At 67.2% G+C, this 17870-nt stretch carries 17 protein-coding genes and 2 riboswitches; of the genes, 13 read left to right on the forward strand and 4 right to left on the reverse strand.

The window, feature by feature from the left end:
- Nucleotides 1-10 precede the first annotated feature (10 nt).
- Both SB751_RS15640 and SB751_RS15645 read left to right on the forward strand, forming a co-directional pair.
- Nucleotides 11-532, forward strand: coding sequence for a DUF3304 domain-containing protein (locus SB751_RS15640; protein WP_410748216.1), 522 nt, complete (start codon nucleotides 11-13; stop codon nucleotides 530-532).
- Nucleotides 529-1995, forward strand: coding sequence for a T6SS phospholipase effector Tle1-like catalytic domain-containing protein (locus SB751_RS15645; protein ID WP_211943037.1), 1467 nt, complete (start codon nucleotides 529-531; stop codon nucleotides 1993-1995). Before SB751_RS15640 ends, SB751_RS15645 begins: the two co-directional genes overlap by 4 nt.
- A 3-nt stretch (nucleotides 1996-1998) precedes the next feature.
- Here the strand turns inward: SB751_RS15645 and SB751_RS15650 are convergent, their stop codons facing one another.
- Nucleotides 1999-3675, reverse strand: coding sequence for an acyl-CoA dehydrogenase family protein (locus tag SB751_RS15650; RefSeq protein ID WP_144199137.1), 1677 nt, complete (start codon nucleotides 3673-3675; stop codon nucleotides 1999-2001).
- Nucleotides 3676-3899: 224 nt separating this feature from the next.
- A riboswitch (TPP riboswitch) is annotated at nucleotides 3900-4001 on the forward strand.
- Nucleotides 4002-4105: 104 nt separating this feature from the next.
- On the opposite strand from SB751_RS15650, the gene thiC reads away from it, so the two are divergent.
- From thiC to SB751_RS15680, 6 genes are all read left to right on the forward strand, one after another.
- The gene (thiC, locus tag SB751_RS15655; protein WP_144199135.1) at nucleotides 4106-5983 is read left to right on the forward strand and encodes a phosphomethylpyrimidine synthase ThiC; all 1878 of its coding nucleotides are present in this window, start codon (nucleotides 4106-4108) and stop codon (nucleotides 5981-5983) included.
- Nucleotides 5984-6040: 57 nt separating this feature from the next.
- Nucleotides 6041-7249 carry an FAD-dependent oxidoreductase gene (locus SB751_RS15660; protein ID WP_144199133.1) on the forward strand — a complete coding sequence of 403 codons (1209 nt, stop codon included), beginning with the start codon at nucleotides 6041-6043 and terminating at the stop codon, nucleotides 7247-7249.
- 26 nt (nucleotides 7250-7275) lie between these two features.
- Entirely contained in the window at nucleotides 7276-7473 is a 198-nt protein-coding gene (gene thiS / locus SB751_RS15665) for a sulfur carrier protein ThiS (RefSeq protein ID WP_144199131.1), read from the forward strand.
- Between the two features lie 6 nt (nucleotides 7474-7479).
- Nucleotides 7480-8337 carry a thiazole synthase gene (locus SB751_RS15670; RefSeq protein WP_144199129.1) on the forward strand — a complete coding sequence of 286 codons (858 nt, stop codon included), beginning with the start codon at nucleotides 7480-7482 and terminating at the stop codon, nucleotides 8335-8337.
- The gene (locus SB751_RS15675; protein ID WP_313818087.1) at nucleotides 8334-9503 is read left to right on the forward strand and encodes a thiamine phosphate synthase; all 1170 of its coding nucleotides are present in this window, start codon (nucleotides 8334-8336) and stop codon (nucleotides 9501-9503) included. Before SB751_RS15670 ends, SB751_RS15675 begins: the two co-directional genes overlap by 4 nt.
- 109 nt (nucleotides 9504-9612) lie before the next feature.
- Nucleotides 9613-10047, forward strand: coding sequence for a PaaI family thioesterase (locus SB751_RS15680; protein WP_144199125.1), 435 nt, complete (start codon nucleotides 9613-9615; stop codon nucleotides 10045-10047).
- Between the two features lie 6 nt (nucleotides 10048-10053).
- Here the strand turns inward: SB751_RS15680 and SB751_RS15685 are convergent, their stop codons facing one another.
- Together SB751_RS15685 and thiD are read right to left on the reverse strand one after the other, a co-directional pair.
- Entirely contained in the window at nucleotides 10054-10470 is a 417-nt protein-coding gene (locus SB751_RS15685; RefSeq protein ID WP_144199123.1) for a PGDYG domain-containing protein, read from the reverse strand.
- Between the two features lie 9 nt (nucleotides 10471-10479).
- Nucleotides 10480-11331 carry a bifunctional hydroxymethylpyrimidine kinase/phosphomethylpyrimidine kinase gene (thiD, locus tag SB751_RS15690; RefSeq protein WP_144199121.1) on the reverse strand — a complete coding sequence of 284 codons (852 nt, stop codon included), beginning with the start codon at nucleotides 11329-11331 and terminating at the stop codon, nucleotides 10480-10482.
- 98 nt (nucleotides 11332-11429) lie between these two features.
- Nucleotides 11430-11501, forward strand: a riboswitch (S-adenosyl-L-homocysteine riboswitch).
- Between the two features lie 110 nt (nucleotides 11502-11611).
- On the opposite strand from thiD, the gene ahcY reads away from it, so the two are divergent.
- The 4 genes from ahcY (at nucleotide 11612) to SB751_RS15710 (ending at nucleotide 15101) form a co-directional block, all read left to right on the forward strand.
- Nucleotides 11612-13030 carry an adenosylhomocysteinase gene (gene ahcY / locus SB751_RS15695; RefSeq protein ID WP_144199117.1) on the forward strand — a complete coding sequence of 473 codons (1419 nt, stop codon included), beginning with the start codon at nucleotides 11612-11614 and terminating at the stop codon, nucleotides 13028-13030.
- An 80-nt stretch (nucleotides 13031-13110) separates the two neighbouring features.
- Nucleotides 13111-13458 carry a phage holin family protein gene (locus SB751_RS15700; RefSeq protein WP_092291458.1) on the forward strand — a complete coding sequence of 116 codons (348 nt, stop codon included), beginning with the start codon at nucleotides 13111-13113 and terminating at the stop codon, nucleotides 13456-13458.
- A gap of 12 nt (nucleotides 13459-13470) precedes the next feature.
- Nucleotides 13471-14301, forward strand: coding sequence for a methylenetetrahydrofolate reductase [NAD(P)H] (metF, locus tag SB751_RS15705; protein ID WP_144199115.1), 831 nt, complete (start codon nucleotides 13471-13473; stop codon nucleotides 14299-14301).
- A 38-nt stretch (nucleotides 14302-14339) separates the two neighbouring features.
- Entirely contained in the window at nucleotides 14340-15101 is a 762-nt protein-coding gene (locus tag SB751_RS15710; RefSeq protein ID WP_250025010.1) for a Mut7-C RNAse domain-containing protein, read from the forward strand.
- On the opposite strand, the gene SB751_RS15715 is transcribed toward SB751_RS15710, so the two are convergent.
- A complete protein-coding gene (locus SB751_RS15715; protein ID WP_144199111.1) occupies nucleotides 15098-15691 on the reverse strand; it encodes a 5-formyltetrahydrofolate cyclo-ligase in 594 nt (197 codons plus the stop codon). The genes SB751_RS15710 and SB751_RS15715 overlap by 4 nt on opposite strands.
- A 118-nt stretch (nucleotides 15692-15809) precedes the next feature.
- On the opposite strand from SB751_RS15715, the gene SB751_RS15720 reads away from it, so the two are divergent.
- On the forward strand, nucleotides 15810-17795 hold the full coding sequence (locus SB751_RS15720) for a lytic transglycosylase domain-containing protein (protein WP_144199109.1): 1986 nt from the start codon (nucleotides 15810-15812) through the stop codon (nucleotides 17793-17795).
- Nucleotides 17796-17870 lie beyond the last annotated feature (75 nt).

Here is a 17870-nt window from a genome sequence, read left to right on the forward strand (position 1 = left end):
GGATTGGAGGTTGAGATATATCAGTGTGTCGAGACGGGTTGTCCGATCGTCGGCAATACTTGCCATTGCAGTCGCGATTAGCGGGTGCGCTGTTGCGCCGGCGACTACGATCTCTATCGGTGCAAATTCTGTCAATTATACCGAAGACTACATTCATGAGTATTCAATCAGGAAGCTCGGCGGTGAACATTATGGGATTGGTGGCACGCAGGTGAAACCGTTCTCCTTGGGGGGCGCGAGCTCGGGCGACTGCTGCGCCAGACTGCCGGACATAGGTCAACGTATCAAGATCGTATGGAAAATTGGGGCTTTTCACGATCTGCGTCCGCAATGGAAAACATACAGCAAAGATGTCGTCATTATCGGTGAACCCTCTACTGAATCAAAACCGGAGGGATACTTGATTGTTAGATTTTTTGAGGATCACGAGGTTGAGGCGGAATTTGTAGAGGGAAAAAAATGGTATCCCGCCAATCCGCGCACTGATGCTGCGTTCTCAGGAAAACGAATCATGCGCCGTAAGGGGGAATGATGCAAGACAGCATTCACGACTCTGATGATACTTTTCACCGGGCCCTGAAAACCCATACTATTCTTTACCCTGACGATTTTGTGACCTGCTCGACCTGTGAACAGCGTCCCTGGTTCAGTTTCTTTTTCGATGGTACCGATAATAATAGAATTATTGATGCCCCGCTGGGAAAGCTTTCCAATATTGCGCGACTTTTCGCGGGGCATTGCGATGATGAACCATCAATCTTCCGTAGATATTATCCCGGCATCGGCACGCCGCTCGATCCGAGCAACGCGAGTTGGTTGGAGCAGGTCCGGGACAGCGAGACGCTTGGCGGCGGAATGGGTCTGGGTGCCGACGTCCGCCTGGCTAAAGCAGAGGGTGATTTATCCAGGCTCCTCAAATACACCCACCGCGTCACGCGCATCGACATCGCCGTTTTCGGATTTTCCCGAGGCGCCGCCCTCGCGCGGGCCTTCGTCAACCGCCTGATCCAAAAGTGCGAAATGCGCGATGGCATACTCCACTGGCCTTGCGAGACTGCCCTTGACGGCGAATCCGCACCGCTGCATATCCGGTTCCTGGGCCTTTTCGACACAGTCGAATCGGTCGGCCTGCCGGGAAAAAACCTGCATCCGGACATGTGGATGTCCATTCCCGAGCAGGTGGAACGCTGCGTCCATCACTACGCCACGCACGAACTGCGGTCCTTTTTCCCGCTGACGCCCGTCGATGCCGGTCTCAAGCACTGCGAGGAAATCGCCATGCCGGGCGTGCATTCCGACGTGGGCGGCGGATATCGGCCTGACGAGCAGGGGAGATCCGACATGCTGGCCCGCATTCCGCTGAATCGCATGCGGCTGGAGGCGGCCATTGCCGGCGTGCCATTTACGCCGCCCCTGCTCCTGACTCCGGATGTTCATGCGCTCTTCGAATACAGCGCGGACCTGAAAGCCCTGTACGACGAATATATGGCGGCCATCCCGACCCACGAATCACGCGAGGCGCAGATATTGGCCCATGTGCGGCTGTACTACGGGTGGTTGAAATCCCGCTACAAGACCAGCCCGTGCGATGTCTATAGTCGGTGCCAAGCCTCGAATATCGGCGGCGATGCGGAGATGGACCGGATCCGGAAGTCCTACGCCTATCTCGAACGCGATGCCGCTCAACTGGCGGATCGCGCCTGGGTCGCCGATATGCAGCGCCGGTATCCCGATACCTATCGCTGGCATCTGGCGATGCGCTACGAACACGAACATCGCGCGCCGCCGGTGCTGACCGAAAGGGAATCCGCCTACTTCGAGGCGTGGAGCAACCCGCCCGACCTGTCGCCCAATCTCATCCGCTTCTTCGACGAATATGTGCATGACTCGCGGGCGGGATTCATGATGGTCGGCAATGGCGGCTATTTGTCGCCGCGCGATATCGTGGCGATGTCGGTCGTGCCAGCGGCGACTCCTGCGCTTGCCGCTCTATAGGAATCAGACCGGCCACGTCCGCTTGGCCACGCGTTGCAATGTGACGGTATCGGCATCCAGCGTGCCGAACACGCGGCCGTGCTGCCGCCCGAGGCGGCTGGCGACGAACAGTTCGGCCGATTCCGAGTCCGCATGCGCGATCATCAGCGCGGCCTGCGCGGTCAGCACCAGGCCCTGCGCGAAGCGTCGGCCGCTCGCTTCGAGTTGCTCGGCCGGTTCGCGCAGCATGGCCTGCAGCGACGCCAGTTCCGCGCGCACGGCCGCGTTGCCGTTGGAAAGCCGCGCCAGTTCGTGCAGGATCCGCGCGCCATCGTCGGGGTTGCGTTGCAGGGCGCGCAGCACGTCCAGGCACATCACGTTGCCGGAGCCTTCCCAGATCGAATTGACCGGCGCCTCGCGGTAGAGCCGCGCCATCGGGCCTTCCTCGACATAGCCGTTGCCGCCCCAGACCTCCATGGCCTCACCAGTGGCTTCCAGCGCACGTTTGCAGATCCAGAACTTGGCGGCTGGGGTGACCACGCGCTTCCACGCGGCGGCGAGCGGGTCGTCCTCGGCATGCTCGAAGGCGTGAGCGAGGGCCATCATCATCTGCGTGGCGGCTTCGGACTCCAGGGCGAGGTCGGCCAGCACGTTGCGCATCAGCGGCTGGTCGGCCAGCAGCTTGCCGAACGCCATGCGGTGGCGCGCGTGATGGAGCGACTGCACCAGCGCCGCGCGCAGCAGCGCCGCGCTGCCGATCACGCAGTCGAGCCGGGTATTGGTGGCCATCTCGATGATGGTGGGGATACCGCGGCCTTCCTCGCCGATCAGGATGCCCGTGGCGCCCCGGAACTCGACCTCGCTGCTCGCGTTGGAGCGGTTGCCGAGCTTGTCCTTGAGGCGCTGGATCTCGATCGGGTTCTTGCCGCCGTCGTCGCGGAAGCGCGGCACGAAGAAGCACGAGAGCGGCCCCTCGGGGCCACCCATGCGCGCCACGACCAGATGGGCGTCGCACATCGGCGCGGAGAAGAACCACTTGTGGCCCGTCAGCGCGTACTCGGCGCCCCGGCCCTCGCCGCGCACCGGCAGGGCGACGGTGGTGTTGGCGCGCACGTCGGAGCCGCCCTGCTTCTCGGTCATGCCCATGCCGATCATCACGGCGGTCTTGTCGCGCCAGGGCAGGTCGCGGGCGTCGTGCTCGGTCGAATACAGCCGGGGTTCCAGGTCGCGGAACAGCGCGGGTTCCTTGCGCAGCACCGGAATGCTGGCCAGTGTCATGGTGGTGGGGCAGAGCGAGCCCGATTCCACCTGGGCCTGGAGGAAGTAGCCGGCGGTGCGCGCGGCCCACGCACCCGGGCGCGGCTGGGCGAAGGGCAGGGCCTGCAGCTGCTGGCCGCGCAGCAGGCCGAGCAGGGCGTGCCAGGACGGATGGAAGCTCACCGCATCGATGCGTTCGCCGGTGCGGCTGTGGGTGTGGAGTTCCGGCGTCAGGCGGTTGGCGTCGGCGGCCCACGCCTGCACCTCGGGGTCGCCGAGCCGGGCGCCGAAGGCCCCGAGCGCGCCGGCGTGCCAGCCGCCGCCCAGCCGTTCCAGCGCGGCTCGCAGGCCGGGGTCGGTCTCGAACAGGTTGTAGCCGGAGAGGTCCGGCACCTGATTGAACACGGCGTGGGTCGCGGCGGAGGAATCGGGCACGGCAGGCATGGCGGCTCCTTGGCAATCGGGCAGGCTGCGTCGATGGTACGGCCGATGGTACGGCAACTGCCGTGTTCGGGAAACGCGCGCATTCCCCGGGCAAATGCGCTGGAGTGGCCACATCGTCGGCTATCGTGCAGTGCAACATCGGCCAGTCGATACCTTGGCGCACGGCAGTCGCAACAAAATTCCGGGTGGCGCCGGGCGGGGGCTTGTGCTTAAATTCACCCCGTTGGATGAAACAGGGGTGCCGTACGGATGGGCCGTGCGGCTGAGAGAGTCCCTTCGAACCCGATCCGGCTAGTACCGGCGTGGGAAGTTTCACTGAATACCGAACAGCTTCTGTCCCGCAATGGGACCTCGCCGCCGGCTCTGCCGCGCAGCGGGCTCACAGGGCTCCTGGTTTCGTCCATCCCCCGCAAGAGAGAGGACGACACCCATGGCCCGCACTGCCCCCGCCGCATCGTTTGAATCGCTCGAGAGCGATCTCGACCAGAAATTCGCCTATCCGGCTTCCAGCAAGACCTACCTGACCGGCAGCCGTCCGGACCTGCGCGTGCCGCTGCGCACGATCCTGCAGACGTCCACGCGCACCGACAAGGGCGAGATGGCGAATCCGCCGATCCCCGTCTACGACACCTCGGGCCCGTACAGCGACCCGGACATCCATATCGACCTGAAGGCCGGCCTGCCCGGCGTGCGCACCCGCTGGATCGAGGAGCGCGGCGACACCGAGGTGCTGCCGGGCCTGTCGTCCGAATATGGCCGCGACCGCGCCAACGACCCGGCCACGGCGCACCTGCGCTTTGCCCAGCTGACCAACCCGCGCCGTGCCAAGGCGGGTGCCAATGTGTCGCAGATGCACTATGCGCGCCAGGGCATCATCACGCCGGAAATGGAATACGTGGCGCTGCGCGAGTCGCTGAACCTCCAGGCGCTCTACGACAAGCCCGAGTACAAGGCCCTGCTGCGCCAGCATCCGGGCAACGCGCTCGGCGCGAACCTGCCGCTGCGCCCCGAGGACATGACCCCGGAATTCGTGCGCAAGGAAATCGCCGCCGGCCGCGCCATCATCCCCGCCAACATCAACCACACGGAACTGGAGCCGATGGCCATCGGCCGCAACTTCCGCGTCAAGATCAACGGCAACCTCGGCAATTCGGCCGTGACGTCCTCGCTGGCCGAGGAAGTGGAAAAGATGGTCTGGTCGATCCGCTGGGGCGCCGACACCATCATGGATCTCTCCACCGGCAAGCACATCCACGAGACGCGCGAGTGGATCCTGCGCAACTCGCCGGTGCCCATCGGCACGGTGCCGATCTACCAGGCGCTGGACAAGACCGGCGGCATCGCCGAGGACCTGACCTGGGAGATGTTCCGCGACACGCTGATCGAGCAGGCCGAGCAGGGCGTGGACTACTTCACGATCCACGCCGGCGTGCTGCTGCGCTACGTGCCGATGACGGCCGACCGCGTGACGGGCATCGTCTCGCGCGGCGGCTCGATCATGGCCAAGTGGTGCCTGGCGCACCACAAGGAAAACTTCCTGTACACGCATTTCGACGAGATCTGCGAAATCATGAAGGCCTACGACGTGTCGTTCAGCCTCGGCGACGGCCTGCGTCCGGGTTGCATCGCGGACTCCAACGACGACGCCCAGTTCGGCGAGCTGCGCACCCTGGGCGAGCTGACCGCCAAGGCGTGGAAGCATGACGTGCAGGTGATGATCGAGGGCCCGGGCCACGTGCCGCTCCAGCGCATCCAGGCCAATATGGACGAGGAACTCAAGCACTGCTACGAGGCCCCGTTCTACACGCTCGGACCGCTCGTGACGGACATCGCCCCCGGCTACGACCACATCACCAGCGGCATCGGCGCGGCCAACATCGGCTGGATGGGCACGGCCATGCTGTGCTACGTCACGCCCAAAGAGCATCTGGGGCTGCCGGACAAGGAAGACGTGCGCGAGGGCATCATCACGTACAAGATTGCCGCCCACGCCGCCGACCTCGCCAAGGGCTGGCCGGGCGCACAGCTGCGCGATAATGCGCTGTCCAAGGCCCGCTTCGAGTTCCGCTGGGAAGACCAGTTCAACCTGGGCCTCGATCCGGAGCGCGCGCGCTCGTACCACGACGCCACGCTGCCGGCCGAGGGCGCCAAGATCGCGCATTTCTGCTCGATGTGCGGGCCGAAGTTCTGCTCGATGAAGATCACCCAGGAAGTGCGCGACTACGCGGCATCGCTGCCCGCAGCCGAGCGCGGCATGGAGGAGAAATCGATCGAGTTCGTGAAGTCCGGCTCCAAGATCTACTCGTAATTCAACTAAAGACCGCGCGGCGCCACCTCCACCCGGGCGCCCGCGGCGAAGATACCCATGACAGCAGTAAAGTCCTTCGATGTTGCCATTCTTGGCGCCGGCCTGGCCGGGCGTTTGTGCGCCTGGCTGCTGGTGCGCGCCGGTGCCCGTGTGGCGCTGGTCGAGCGTGGCGGCCCCGACGGCACCGGCGCGGCCGCCCACGTGGCTGCCGCCATGCTGGCCCCGCTGGCCGAGTCGGCCATCGCGGAGCGGCGCATCGTCGATCTCGGCATGGCCAGCGTCGACCTGTGGCGTGCCTGGATCCAGGAATTGCCCGAACCCGTGTTCTTCCAGGAAGACGGCACGCTGGTGGTCTGGCACGCGCGGGACCGCAGCGAGGTGTCGCTGTTCACGGGCCGCATGCGCGCCGTGGCGCCGCCGGAACTGGTGCGGGAGCGGCTGGCCGTGCTGGACGGCGCCGGCGTGGCTGCCGTGGAGCCGGAGCTGGCCGGGCGCTTCCCGCAGGGCCTGCTGCTCAAGGGCGAAGGCCAGCTGGACAACCGTGGCGCGCTGCGCGCGCTGCTCGACTGCGCGGTCAAGGAAGGCGTGCATTGCATCTGGGAGGCTGGCGATGTCGATATCGACCTGCTGCCCCAGTTCGACCTCCGCGCCAACGTGGTGCTGGACTGCCGCGGCCTGGGCGCGCGCGCGGCGTGGTGCGATCCCACGGCCGAGCCCGGCGTGGTCAAGCCCGGCCTGCGTGGCCTGCGCGGCGAGGTGGTGCGCGTGCACGCGCCCGACGTGAAGCTGCATCGGCCCATCCGCCTGCTGCATCCGCGCTACCCCATCTATATCGCGCCCAAGCCGAACGACCTGTACGTGATTGGCGCGACCGAAATCGAGAGCGAGGACGACTCGCCGATGAGCGTGCGCTCCGCGCTGGAGCTGCTCTCGGCGGCGCACTCGCTGCACCCCGCGTTCGGCGAGGCCCGCGTGCTGGAGCTGAACGTGCAGCGCCGGCCCACGCGGCCGGACCACCTGCCGGCGATCCGCGTGGATCAGCAGGCGCGCGTGGTGCGTGTGAATGGCTTGTACCGGCATGGCTGGCTGATTGCGCCGGCCGTGACCGAGGCCGCCTGCGCCGTGGTGCGCGCGTTGCTGGCCGGGGACCCGGCCGCGCACGCGGTGCCGGCGTCGCTGCGCTGGCCGGGCCTGATCCAGTCCGTCGAGGAGCCCGCCCACCTGCGCGGCACGGCGGTGCCCGGATTGGGCAGCCTGCTGCATTAGGAACACGCCCAGAACCCGCCCAGATCATGGAAATTATGCTCAACGGCAAGCTGCTGCACCTGCCCGAGGCCGCCACGCTGGCGGACGCGGTGACTGCGGCTGCCATCGCGCCCCCGTTCGCCGCGGCGGTCAACGGCCAGTTCGTGCCGCGCACCGCCCATGCCGCCACGCCGCTTGCGGCGGGCGATCACATCGACCTCGTGCAACCCGTGACGGGAGGCTGACCCATCATGACTTTCGAACCCGCTGAAACCCTGCGCGACCCGTTCGTGCTCTATGGCGAATCCTTCGCCTCGCGCCTGCTGCTCGGCACCGCGCGCTATCCGTCGCCGGCCACGCTGCAGGCGGCCGTGGAAGCCAGCCGTCCCGCCATGATCACCGTGGCGCTGCGCCGCCAGAGCGCGGTGGGCAAGGGCGACGGCAGCGATGGCCAGACGCTCGGCGGCCAGCCGTTCTGGCAGATGCTGCGCGCGCTGGGCGTGCCGGTGCTGCCGAACACCGCCGGCTGCTTTACGGCGCAGGAAGTCATCACCACGGCGATGATGGCGCGCGAGGTCTTCGAGACCGACTGGATCAAGCTGGAACTGATCGGCGACGACTACACGCTCCAGCCGGACACGCTGAACATGCCCGCCGTGGCCGAGACGCTGATCAAGGAAGGCTTCAAGGTGCTGCCGTACTGCACCGAGGACCTGGTGCTGTGCCGCCGCCTGCTGGACGTGGGCTGCCAGGCGCTGATGCCGTGGGCCGCGCCGATCGGCACGGGCCGGGGCGCCGCCAATCCGCTGGCCATGCGCACGCTGCGTGACCGACTGCCGGACACGCCGCTGATCGTCGATGCCGGGCTGGGCCTGCCGTCGCACGCGGCGCAGGTGCTGGAATGGGGCTATGACGGCGTGCTGCTGAACACCGCCGTGGCGCAGTCTGCCTACCCGGTGAATATGGCCCGCGCGTTCGCGCTGGCCGTGGAGGCTGGCCGCACCGCCTATCTGGCCGGGCCGATGCCCGAGCGCGACGTGGCGCAGGCCAGCACGCCGGTGGTCGGCATGCCGTTCTGGCACGCCGAAGGCGCGGAGGACCGCGCATGACGCGCCCCGGTGTGGCCGCGGCCATCGACTCCGCGCTGTTCGACTCCCTGATCACCCGCTTTGGTGCCACCTTCGGCCATGACGACGCCCCGTGGCGTGCATGGCCGCTGGCCAACGCCCCGGCCGCGCCGGGGCGCCACGACGTGGTGCTGGCCGATGGGGAAGCCACGGCGGACACCATCGCCCAACTGACGGCAGGCGGCGCGGTGCTGATCGAGACCGACCGCGAGGGCGGCCGCTGGATCGACACCGTGCGCTCGCCGATGGGCACCTGGGTGCTGGACGTCCAAGCCGACGACGGTACCGACGACGATACCGACGACGATGCCGACGACGATAGGCCGCACCCACCGGCTTTCGTGGCCGTGCTGCTGGCCGCGCTGGCGCTGCACTTCCCGGCCCACGACGCGCTGTGCATCGCCCGCGCGTGGCAGCCGGGCCGCCAGGACTGGCCGACCGACTTCGCCCGCTTCCCGCGCGTGCGCCACGCGGCGCTGGCCTCGCCCGACAATCCACCCCAGCCATTCGCGCCGTGCCCGCCGGACCTCGGCCTGTACGCCGTGGTGCCAAGCGCGGACTGGATCGAGCGGCTGGTGCCGCTGGCCGTGCCGACCGTGCAACTGCGCTTCAAATCGGACGACGCGGCGGCGGTCAAGGCCGAGGTCGCCCGCGCGGCCCAGGCCGCCAAGGGCCAGCCGTCGCGCCTGTTCATCAACGATCACTGGCGCGTGGCGCTCGACCACCATGCGGCGATGGGTGGCGACAGCGGCATCTACGGCATCCATCTGGGCCAGGAAGATCTCGACGAGGCCGACCTCGAGGCGATTCGCGCCTCCGGGCTGCGCCTGGGCGTGTCCACGCACGGCTACGCCGAGATGCTGCGCGTGGCCGCCATCGGCCCCAGCTATCTGGCGCTCGGGGCCATTTTCCCGACCACGACCAAGGTCATGCCGACCGCGCCGCAGGGCATGGGCCGCTTCCGGGCCTATGTGGCGCTGATGCAGCCGGTGGTGCCCGCGCTGGTGGGCATTGGCGGGGTCAACGGGAGCAACCTGCGCGAGGTGCTCGACGTGGGCGTCGGCAGCGCCGCCGTGGTGCGGGCGGTTACCGAGGCCAGCGACGTGCCGGCGGCGGTGGCCTCCCTTACCGCATTGTTTGGGCGCTGACCGCCCAGCCGGCTGGCACGGCCCCTGAAATCCGCATATCCTCTCCGCTCCACCGACACAATGGATCGAGGTTCCGCCATACGGAACCCGGAGCAGAGAGGAAACAGCCGTGAACGAGATCAAGCCCGCCGCCCCTGGCACGCCGGAAAAGCCGTATTTCGGCATCGACATTCCGCTGATGCGGCATCTGGGCCTGCAGCCGGAACATATGGAAGAGGGGATGTGCCGCACGCGCCTGCCGGCCAATCCGTCGCTCGTGAACAGCCGGGGCGATGTGCACGGCGGCACGCTGATGGCCGTGCTCGATTTCACGCTCAGCGGCGCGGCGCGCTCCTACTCGCCGCTCGATGTGGGCGTGATCACCATCGACATGTCCACGCATTTCCTCGCCGCCGCGCGCGGCGAACTGACCTTCGAGTCGCGCTGCATCCGGCGCGGCGCCAAGATCGCCTTCTGCGAAGGCGAGGCGCGTGACGCGGCCGGCACCGTGGTGTGCGTGGCCCGCGCCGCGTTCAAGCTCGTGCAGCTGGCCGGCGGCAACTAAGTCCGCCTAGTCCTCCATTCGGCGGTACACCGCCAGGAAGCGCGCGCGCTCGGTGATGCCATAGTCGCCGGGCGCGTATTGCATCAGCCAGTCGCCGGCCTTGCCGGTCAGCACGTCGCCCCCGGCCGAGCGCGCGATGGCGAACGGCGCCGCCATCTCCTTCGCCAGCACCGGCACCGGCCGGTTGCGCCAGCCACCGCCGTCCACGGGCAGGTAGCGCGCGTCGAAGCGGTCGCGCGAGACCACCCAGCGGTCGCCCGTGGCGCCGGTCACGATGGCGTCGCCGGGCTGGTAGCGGTTGGGGCCTTCCCGGCTCACCAGCTCGCCGGGCTCTGCGGCAAACGTCACCTGGACCACTTCCTCCTTGATATAGCGGGCCGCGGCCGGATCGGTGCGCAGGTCGATATCGCTCAAAGTCTGCATGGTCGGTCCTCAGCCCAGCGCGCGCGGCGCGAAGGCATGGTTCAGCGGGCCGTTGCCGGCCCCGATGCGCAGGCGGGCCCCGGCGGCGATGGCCTGCGCGACGTAGTCCAGCGCGGTGCTGATGGCGTCGGCCAGCGCGTCGCCACGGGCCAGTTGCGCGGCGATGGCGGCCGCCAGCGTACAGCCGGTGCCGTGCAGGTTCGGCGTGTCGATGCGCGGATGGGTGAACACGCGCACCGTGCCGTCGGCCAGCATCAGCAGGTCATCCAGCCCCCGGCCGTGCGGGCCATCGTTCCGATCGGCTTCCAGATCGTCTTCCAGATGGCCGCCCTTGAGCAGCACGGCCCGGCAGCCTAGCGCGAGCAGGTCCGCGGCGGCGGTTTCCATGTCCGCGCGGCGCGCGATGCGGCGGCCGAGCAGGTAGGAGGCTTCCGGCAGGTTGGGCGTGACCACCAGCGCACGCGGGAACAGCAGCCGCACCATGGCCTGGCTGGTGGCGTCGTCGGAGAGCGTGGCGCCCGAGGTGGAAATCATCACCGGGTCCACCACCAGCTGGCGGATGCCGTGCCGGTCCACCGCATCGGCCACGGCCTCGACGATGGCGGCCGTGCCGAGCATGCCGGTCTTGGCGGCGTCCACGCCAATGTCCGTGGCGACGGCATCGATCTGGGCGGCCACCAGGTCGGCCGGAATGGCGTGCACGCCAGTCACGCCGAGCGTGTTCTGCGCCGTGATGGCGGTGATCGCGCTCATGCCGAAGCAGCCGAGTGCGCTGAAAGTCTTCAGGTCTGCCTGGATGCCGGCACCGCCGCCGGAGTCGGAACCGGCGATGGTCAGCGTGCGGGGTGGCGTGGAAAGCATGTGGGCGGGCAGGATGGCAGGGAGGCTGGAAGTGGAATAGACGGGAAAAAAGTCCGTTTCTCGCGCCGCAGGCGCGGACAGGCACGCTACAATACCGCCACTCCGAGGAGCGTTGCAACGGATGGCCCTCATCCGCCAGGCTCGGAATGTTTCAACGGCGCTCGCTGATCCGTGGTCCGCACGGAGGCGAGTCGACCTATCCGCCCGTTCCGCAATTCGCGCGGGATGCGGCCGTTGTCCCCCCTCGTCACCTGCGTGCCACTCTTCACCGGAGTGAAACATGAACGCTGTGACCGAACTCAAGCAAGACTACCTCGTGGCCGACATCGGCCTGGCCGGCTGGGGCCGCAAGGAAATCGCCATCGCCGAGACCGAAATGCCGGGTCTGATGGCCATCCGTGACGAATTCGCCGCCGCGCAGCCGCTCAAGGGCGCCCGCATCGCCGGTTCGCTGCACATGACCATCCAGACCGCCGTGCTGATCGAGACGCTGGTGGCACTGGGCGCCGACGTGCGCTGGGCCTCGTGCAACATCTTCTCGACGCAGGACCACGCCGCCGCCGCCATCGCCGCGTCCGGCGTGCCGGTTTTCGCGTTCAAGGGCGAGTCGCTCAAGGAATACTGGGACTTCACGCACCGCATCTTCGACTGGGCCGACGGCGGCACGCCGAACATGATCCTGGACGACGGTGGCGACGCCACGCTGCTGCTGCACCTGGGCGCCCGTGCCGAGAAGGATGCGTCGCTGATCGCCAAGCCGACCAGCGAGGAAGAAACCTACCTGTTCGCCGCCATCAAGGAAAAGCTGGCCAAGGACCCGAGCTGGTACAGCCGTAACCTGGCCGCCATCCGTGGCGTGACCGAGGAAACCACCACCGGCGTGCACCGCCTGTACCAGATGGCACAGCGCGGCGAACTGAAGTTCCCGGCCATCAACGTGAACGACTCGGTGACCAAGAGCAAGTTCGACAACCTGTACGGTTGCCGGGAATCGCTCGTGGACGGCATCAAGCGTGCCACGGACGTGATGATCGCCGGCAAGGTGGCCGTGGTGGCTGGCTACGGTGACGTGGGCAAGGGCAGCGCCCAGGCCCTGCGCGCGCTGTCGGCCCAGGTCTGGGTGACCGAGATCGACCCGATCTGCGCGCTCCAGGCTGCCATGGAAGGCTACCGCGTGGTGACCATGGACTACGCCGCCGAGCACGGCGACATCTTCGTCACCTGCACCGGCAACTACCACGTCATCACGCATGACCACATGGTCAAGATGAAGGACCAGGCCATCGTCTGCAACATCGGTCACTTCGACAACGAGATCGACATCGCCTCGGTGGAAAAGTACCAGTGGGACGAGATCAAGCCGCAGGTGGACCACGTGGTGTTCCCGGACGGCAAGAAGATCATCCTGCTGGCCAAGGGCCGCCTGGTGAACCTGGGCTGCGCCACGGGCCACCCGTCGTACGTGATGAGCAGCTCGTTCGCCAACCAGACCATCGCCCAGATCGAACTGTGGGCCGAGCGTGACAGCGGCAAGTACCCGGTGGGCGTGTACACGCTGCCGAAGCACCTGGACGAGAAGGTGGCGCGCCTGCAACTGAAGAAGCTGAACGCGCAGCTGACCGAGCTGACCGACCAGCAGGCCGCCTACATCGGCGTGCAGAAGCAGGGTCCGTACAAGGCCGACCACTACCGCTATTGATTGGCGGGAGGTGTCCCCCTCTCCCGTGCGCGGGGAGGGGGAATTCGACAGGCAACCTGGAAAAGGGAAAAGGAGTCGCAATGAGACTGTTGGCCGTTTGGATCATCAACGCCGCCTCGCTGTTCCTGGTCGGAAGCGTCATCTCCGGCATCTCGCTGGGCGGGTTTGGCTCGGCGATGATCGCCGCGCTGGTGCTGGGCCTCGTCAACACGCTGATCCGGCCTATCCTGGTCATTCTGACGCTGCCGGTCACGCTGCTGACGCTGGGCCTGTTCATCTTCGTCATCAACGCGCTGCTGTTCCTGTTCGTCGGCAACCTGCTGTCGGGCTTCGTGGTGCAGGGCTTCGGCGCCGCGCTGCTGGGCTCCATCCTGTACAGCGTGATCTCGTGGGTGCTGTCGAGCCTGTTGCTCGGCGACCGCGACTGAGACTTTATTCGCATGACAGACCGCTACTACAGCTTCGAATTCTTCCCGCCGAAGACGGCGGAAGGCACGGAGAAACTGCGCAACACGCGCGCGCAGCTGGCTCCGCTGCAACCCAAGTACATCTCGGTGACGTTCGGCGCCGGCGGCACCACGCAGCAGGGCACGCTGGACGCCGTGCTGGAGATCCAGCGTGACGGCATCGAGGCCGCGCCGCACCTCTCGTGCGTGGGCTCCACGCGCGACAGCATCCGCCAGATCCTGAAGACGTACCGCGACGGCGGCATCCGCCATATCGTCGCGCTGCGTGGCGACATGCCGTCCGGCATGGGCGAAATCGGCGAATTCCGATACGCCAACGAACTCGTGGAATTCATCCGCGCCGAGACCGGCGACTGGTTCCACATCGAGGTGGCGGCGTACCCCGAGTACCACCCGCAGGCCAAGTCGCCGCGCCACGACCTCGACAATTTCGTCCGCAAGGTCCGTGCAGGCGCCGATTCGGCGATCACCCAGTACTTCTACAATGCCGACGCCTACTTCCGCTTTGTGGACGAGGTGCGCGCGCAGGGCGTGGACGTGCCGATCGTGCCGGGCATCATGCCGATCACGAACTACTCGCAACTAATGCGTTTTTCGGAAATGTGCGGTGCCGAAGTACCGCGCTGGGTGGCCAAGCGGCTGGAGTCGTTCGGCGACGACCGGGAGTCCATCCGCGCATTCGGCCTGGACGTGGTGACGGGTCTCTGCGAGCGGCTGCTGGCAGCCGGCGTGCCGGGCCTGCACTTCTACACGCTCAACGCGGCCGGCGCCACCAAGGCGGTCTGGGAACGTCTGAAGCTGTAACTTCCATCGGACGGGGTCATGGGGGCATACTGCGCCCCATGGTTCCCGCCACCGTCACCGCCACCTTCCGCTTCTACGAGGAGCTGAACGATTTCCTGGCGCACACCCGACGCCACCAGGACATCGTCGTGCCCTGCGCCCGCGCGGCCACGGTCAAGCACATGATCGAGGCGCTTGGCGTGCCGCACACCGAGGTGGAGTTGATCCTGGTCAATGGCGAATCGGTGCCGTTCGACCGCCCCCTGCAGGACGGCGACCGCGTGGCCGTCTATCCCACCTTCGAGGCGTTCGACATCTCGCCGCTGCTGCGCGTGCGCGATCAGCCACTGCGCGAGACCCGTTTCGTTGCCGATGCCCATCTGGGCGGCCTGGCGCACCTGCTGCGCATGACCGGCTTCGATACGCTCTACGACAATCATTTCGAAGACAGCGAGATCGCGCGGATTGCCGCCGAGGAGGGCCGCATCGTGCTCACGCGCGACCGCGAACTGCTCAAGCGGCGTGGGGTGACGCACGGCTGCTATGTGCGGGCGATCAAGTCGTCGCTCCAGGTGCGGGAGGTCTTCCGGCGGCTGGACCTGGCCCGCAGCGCGCGGCCGTTCGCGCTGTGCCTGGACTGCAACGTGCCGCTGCACCGGATCGACAAGTCTGACGTGGATGGCCGCGTGCCCGAGGGCGTGCTGGCGCGGCACGCGCGCTTTGTTACCTGCACGCACTGCCGGCGGGTGTTCTGGGAAGGGTCGCACTGGCGCAAGATGCGCGCGCTGGTGGACGAATTGCTAGGGGAAGCGAACGCTTAAAACGCGCCGCCTTCGGTGACGATCCAGTCCATCGGCAGGTCGTGCGGCTGGGCCTGCAAGGGAATCTCGCAGGCCGCGAAGCCGATGCCGATCGCCACTGGGGTGTCTGCGCGGGCCGCCAGCGTGCGGTCATAGAAGCCGCCGCCGTAGCCGAGGCGGAACTTATCGCGGCTGAAACCGACACAGGGAATGAGCAGCGCGTCGGGCAACACGGCCTCGGTGCCATCGGGCACGGGAATGTCGTAGTGGCCGGCGCGCATTGTCGTCTCGGGCGTCCAGGCGTGGAAGTCCAGCGGCGTGCCGGGGCGGCTGACCACGGGCAGCGCGGCCTGGCGGCCCGGCATGCCGTCCAGCCATTGGGCGATGACGGCGCGTGCGTCGAATTCGCCCTGGATCGGCCAGTAGAAGCCCACGCGCCGCGCGCCAAGGCGTTCGAGCAGGGGCGCCAGCGCGGCGCCGATGCGCGCGTCGGCATTGGCGCGATCCGGCAGGCCGGCGCGCAGCGCGAGCAGCCGCCGGCGCAGCGCGCGGCGCTCTTCGAGGAATGGCAGGTTTTCTGCCCCGTTGTCTGGGGCCTGTTCAGGCTGCATGGCGTGCAATAATGGCCGGCACCGCGATCGATCGATGGATCGACATCCGAATACCAACACGCGCGGGGCGCGACCGGGAATCCCGGCGCCGCGCGCGGACCAACAAGGGATAGCAAGAATGCCGAAGGGAGTATATCTGCGCCGTGCGCAACGCGCCGCGTGGCTGGCAGGGCTGGGGGCGTTGACAGGTGCATTGCTGGCCACGCCGGCCTACGCCCAGAAGCGCCCGGCGCCGCAGCCGGCCGCGTTGACCATCCCCAGCAATCCGGACGAGGCCTTTGTCGCGCTGCGCGAGGCCGCCCGCAAGAACGATGTGGACCGCACGGCCGCCATCTCGGCCACGCTGGTGGACTACCCAATTCCGTCGTACGTGGAGTATTTCCGCATCAAGCCGCAGATGTTCGATGCCAGCGGCCTGGCCCGCATCGACGCGCCCGACGAGCAGGTGCGCGTGTTCCTGAAGCGCTACCAGGGCGAGGCGATTGCCGACCGGATGCGCAACGACTGGCTGCTGGTGCTGGGCAAGAAGCGCGACTGGGCGAACTTCGACGTCGAATACCCGCAGTTCGTGCTCAAGGACGACACGCAGGTGGAGTGCTACGCGCTGCTGTCGAGTGCGCTCAAGGGCAAGAACGTGGCCGCCGAATCCCGCGCGGTGCTGGCGGACCCGCGCTACTACGGCGAGGGCTGCGTCGACCTGATCAGCTACCTGGCCCAGAGCCAGCAGATCCAGCGCAGCGACGTGGCGTTCCAGGCACGCCAGGCGCTCGAGCTGAATTTCACCACGCTGGCGGCAAAGATCGCCGCAACCGTGCCGGATACACCATCGGCGCCCACGGCGCCGGGGGCGCGCGTGGACAGTGACACGCTGGCCACCGTGGTCAAGATGGCCCGCAGCGATCCGGCCCAGGCTGCCGCCTACCTGACCGCCACGGGCGGCGCGCTGTCACGCGACGAGCAGGGCGCCGGCTGGGGCGTGATCGGCCAGTACGCGGCCAAGAAGCTGATGCCGGAAGCGGCTGGCTACTACAAGAACCAGATGACGCTGGGCGGCAACCAGTGGCTGTCCGACGAATCGCAGGAATGGCGCGTGCGCGCCGCGCTGCGCCAGGGCGACTGGAAGCAGGTGCGCCAGGCCGTGGAACTGATGCGCCCCGAGCTGCGCACCAAGGACCCGGCATGGATCTACTGGTACGCCCGCGCGCTCAAGGCCGATGGCCGTACCGCGGACGCGCAGACGCAGTTCCAGACCATCGCCGGCCAGTTCAACTTCTACGGCCAGCTGGCCACCGAGGAACTTGGCAACCGCATCACGCTGCCGGCGCGCACCACGGTCTCGGATGCCGAGGCCATGGCCATGCGTACGCGGCCCGGCTTCGTGCGCGCGCAGAAGTTCTATGAACTGAACCTGCGCTTTGAAGGCAATCGCGAGTGGAACTGGGAGCTGCGCAGCATGAGCGACCGCGAACTGCTGGCCGCCGCCGAGTACGCGCGCAAGATCGAACTGCTCGACCGCACCGTCAACACGGCCGACCGCACCAAGGCGGAGCACGATTTCTCGCTGCGCTTTGTGATGCCGTACCGGGACATCATGCAGCGCGCGACCGATGACGTGGGCCTGGACATGGCCTGGGCCTATGGCCTGATCCGCCAGGAATCGCGCTTCATCATGAATGCGCGCTCGTCGGCCGGCGCGCATGGCCTGATGCAGGTGATGCCGGCCACGGCCAAGTTCGTGGCGCGCAAGATCGGCATGACCGACTTTTCGCCGTCGATGATGAGTGACCCCAATATCAACATCCTGCTCGGCACCAGCTACATGAGCATGGTGCTGACGGACCTGGACAGCTCGTGGACCCTGGCCTCGGCGGGCTACAACGCCGGCCCGGGGCGGCCCAAGAACTGGCGCAGCAGCCTGTCCCGGCCGGTGGAAGGCGCGATCTTTGCAGAGACGATTCCGTTCACGGAAACGCGAACTTATGTCAAGAATGTGCTTTCCAACGCTACGTACTATGCTGCATTGATGAGCGGCCGGCCCCAGTCTCTCAAAGACCGCCTGGGAACAGTCGCACCGTCCTCGATCACGACCACCAGCCTGCCTTGATGTAAGCGGGGCCAGCAGGGGGCGCCGTGACCCCGGGCGCGCATCGTGAGATGCCAGCGTTACGTGACCGTCACG

It is taken from the genome of Cupriavidus sp. SIMBA_020, assembly GCF_046535395.1.
GTDB classification, from domain to species: domain Bacteria; phylum Pseudomonadota; class Gammaproteobacteria; order Burkholderiales; family Burkholderiaceae; genus Cupriavidus; species Cupriavidus campinensis.

Coding starts and splice junctions, on each gene's coding strand:
- SB751_RS15710 (WP_250025010.1), top strand. CDS start 14,340: ATGGTTCCCGCCACCGTCACCGCCACCTTCCGCTTCTACGAGGAGCTG.
- thiD (WP_144199121.1), bottom strand. CDS start 11,331: ATGCTTTCCACGCCACCCCGCACGCTGACCATCGCCGGTTCCGACTCC.
- ahcY (WP_144199117.1), top strand. CDS start 11,612: ATGAACGCTGTGACCGAACTCAAGCAAGACTACCTCGTGGCCGACATC.
- SB751_RS15645 (WP_211943037.1), top strand. CDS start 529: ATGATGCAAGACAGCATTCACGACTCTGATGATACTTTTCACCGGGCC.
- SB751_RS15670 (WP_144199129.1), top strand. CDS start 7,480: ATGACTTTCGAACCCGCTGAAACCCTGCGCGACCCGTTCGTGCTCTAT.
- SB751_RS15715 (WP_144199111.1), bottom strand. CDS start 15,691: ATGCAGCCTGAACAGGCCCCAGACAACGGGGCAGAAAACCTGCCATTC.
- SB751_RS15720 (WP_144199109.1), top strand. CDS start 15,810: ATGCCGAAGGGAGTATATCTGCGCCGTGCGCAACGCGCCGCGTGGCTG.
- thiS (WP_144199131.1), top strand. CDS start 7,276: ATGGAAATTATGCTCAACGGCAAGCTGCTGCACCTGCCCGAGGCCGCC.
- metF (WP_144199115.1), top strand. CDS start 13,471: ATGACAGACCGCTACTACAGCTTCGAATTCTTCCCGCCGAAGACGGCG.
- SB751_RS15650 (WP_144199137.1), bottom strand. CDS start 3,675: ATGCCTGCCGTGCCCGATTCCTCCGCCGCGACCCACGCCGTGTTCAAT.
- SB751_RS15685 (WP_144199123.1), bottom strand. CDS start 10,470: ATGCAGACTTTGAGCGATATCGACCTGCGCACCGATCCGGCCGCGGCC.
- thiC (WP_144199135.1), top strand. CDS start 4,106: ATGGCCCGCACTGCCCCCGCCGCATCGTTTGAATCGCTCGAGAGCGAT.
- SB751_RS15660 (WP_144199133.1), top strand. CDS start 6,041: ATGACAGCAGTAAAGTCCTTCGATGTTGCCATTCTTGGCGCCGGCCTG.
- SB751_RS15675 (WP_313818087.1), top strand. CDS start 8,334: ATGACGCGCCCCGGTGTGGCCGCGGCCATCGACTCCGCGCTGTTCGAC.
- SB751_RS15700 (WP_092291458.1), top strand. CDS start 13,111: ATGAGACTGTTGGCCGTTTGGATCATCAACGCCGCCTCGCTGTTCCTG.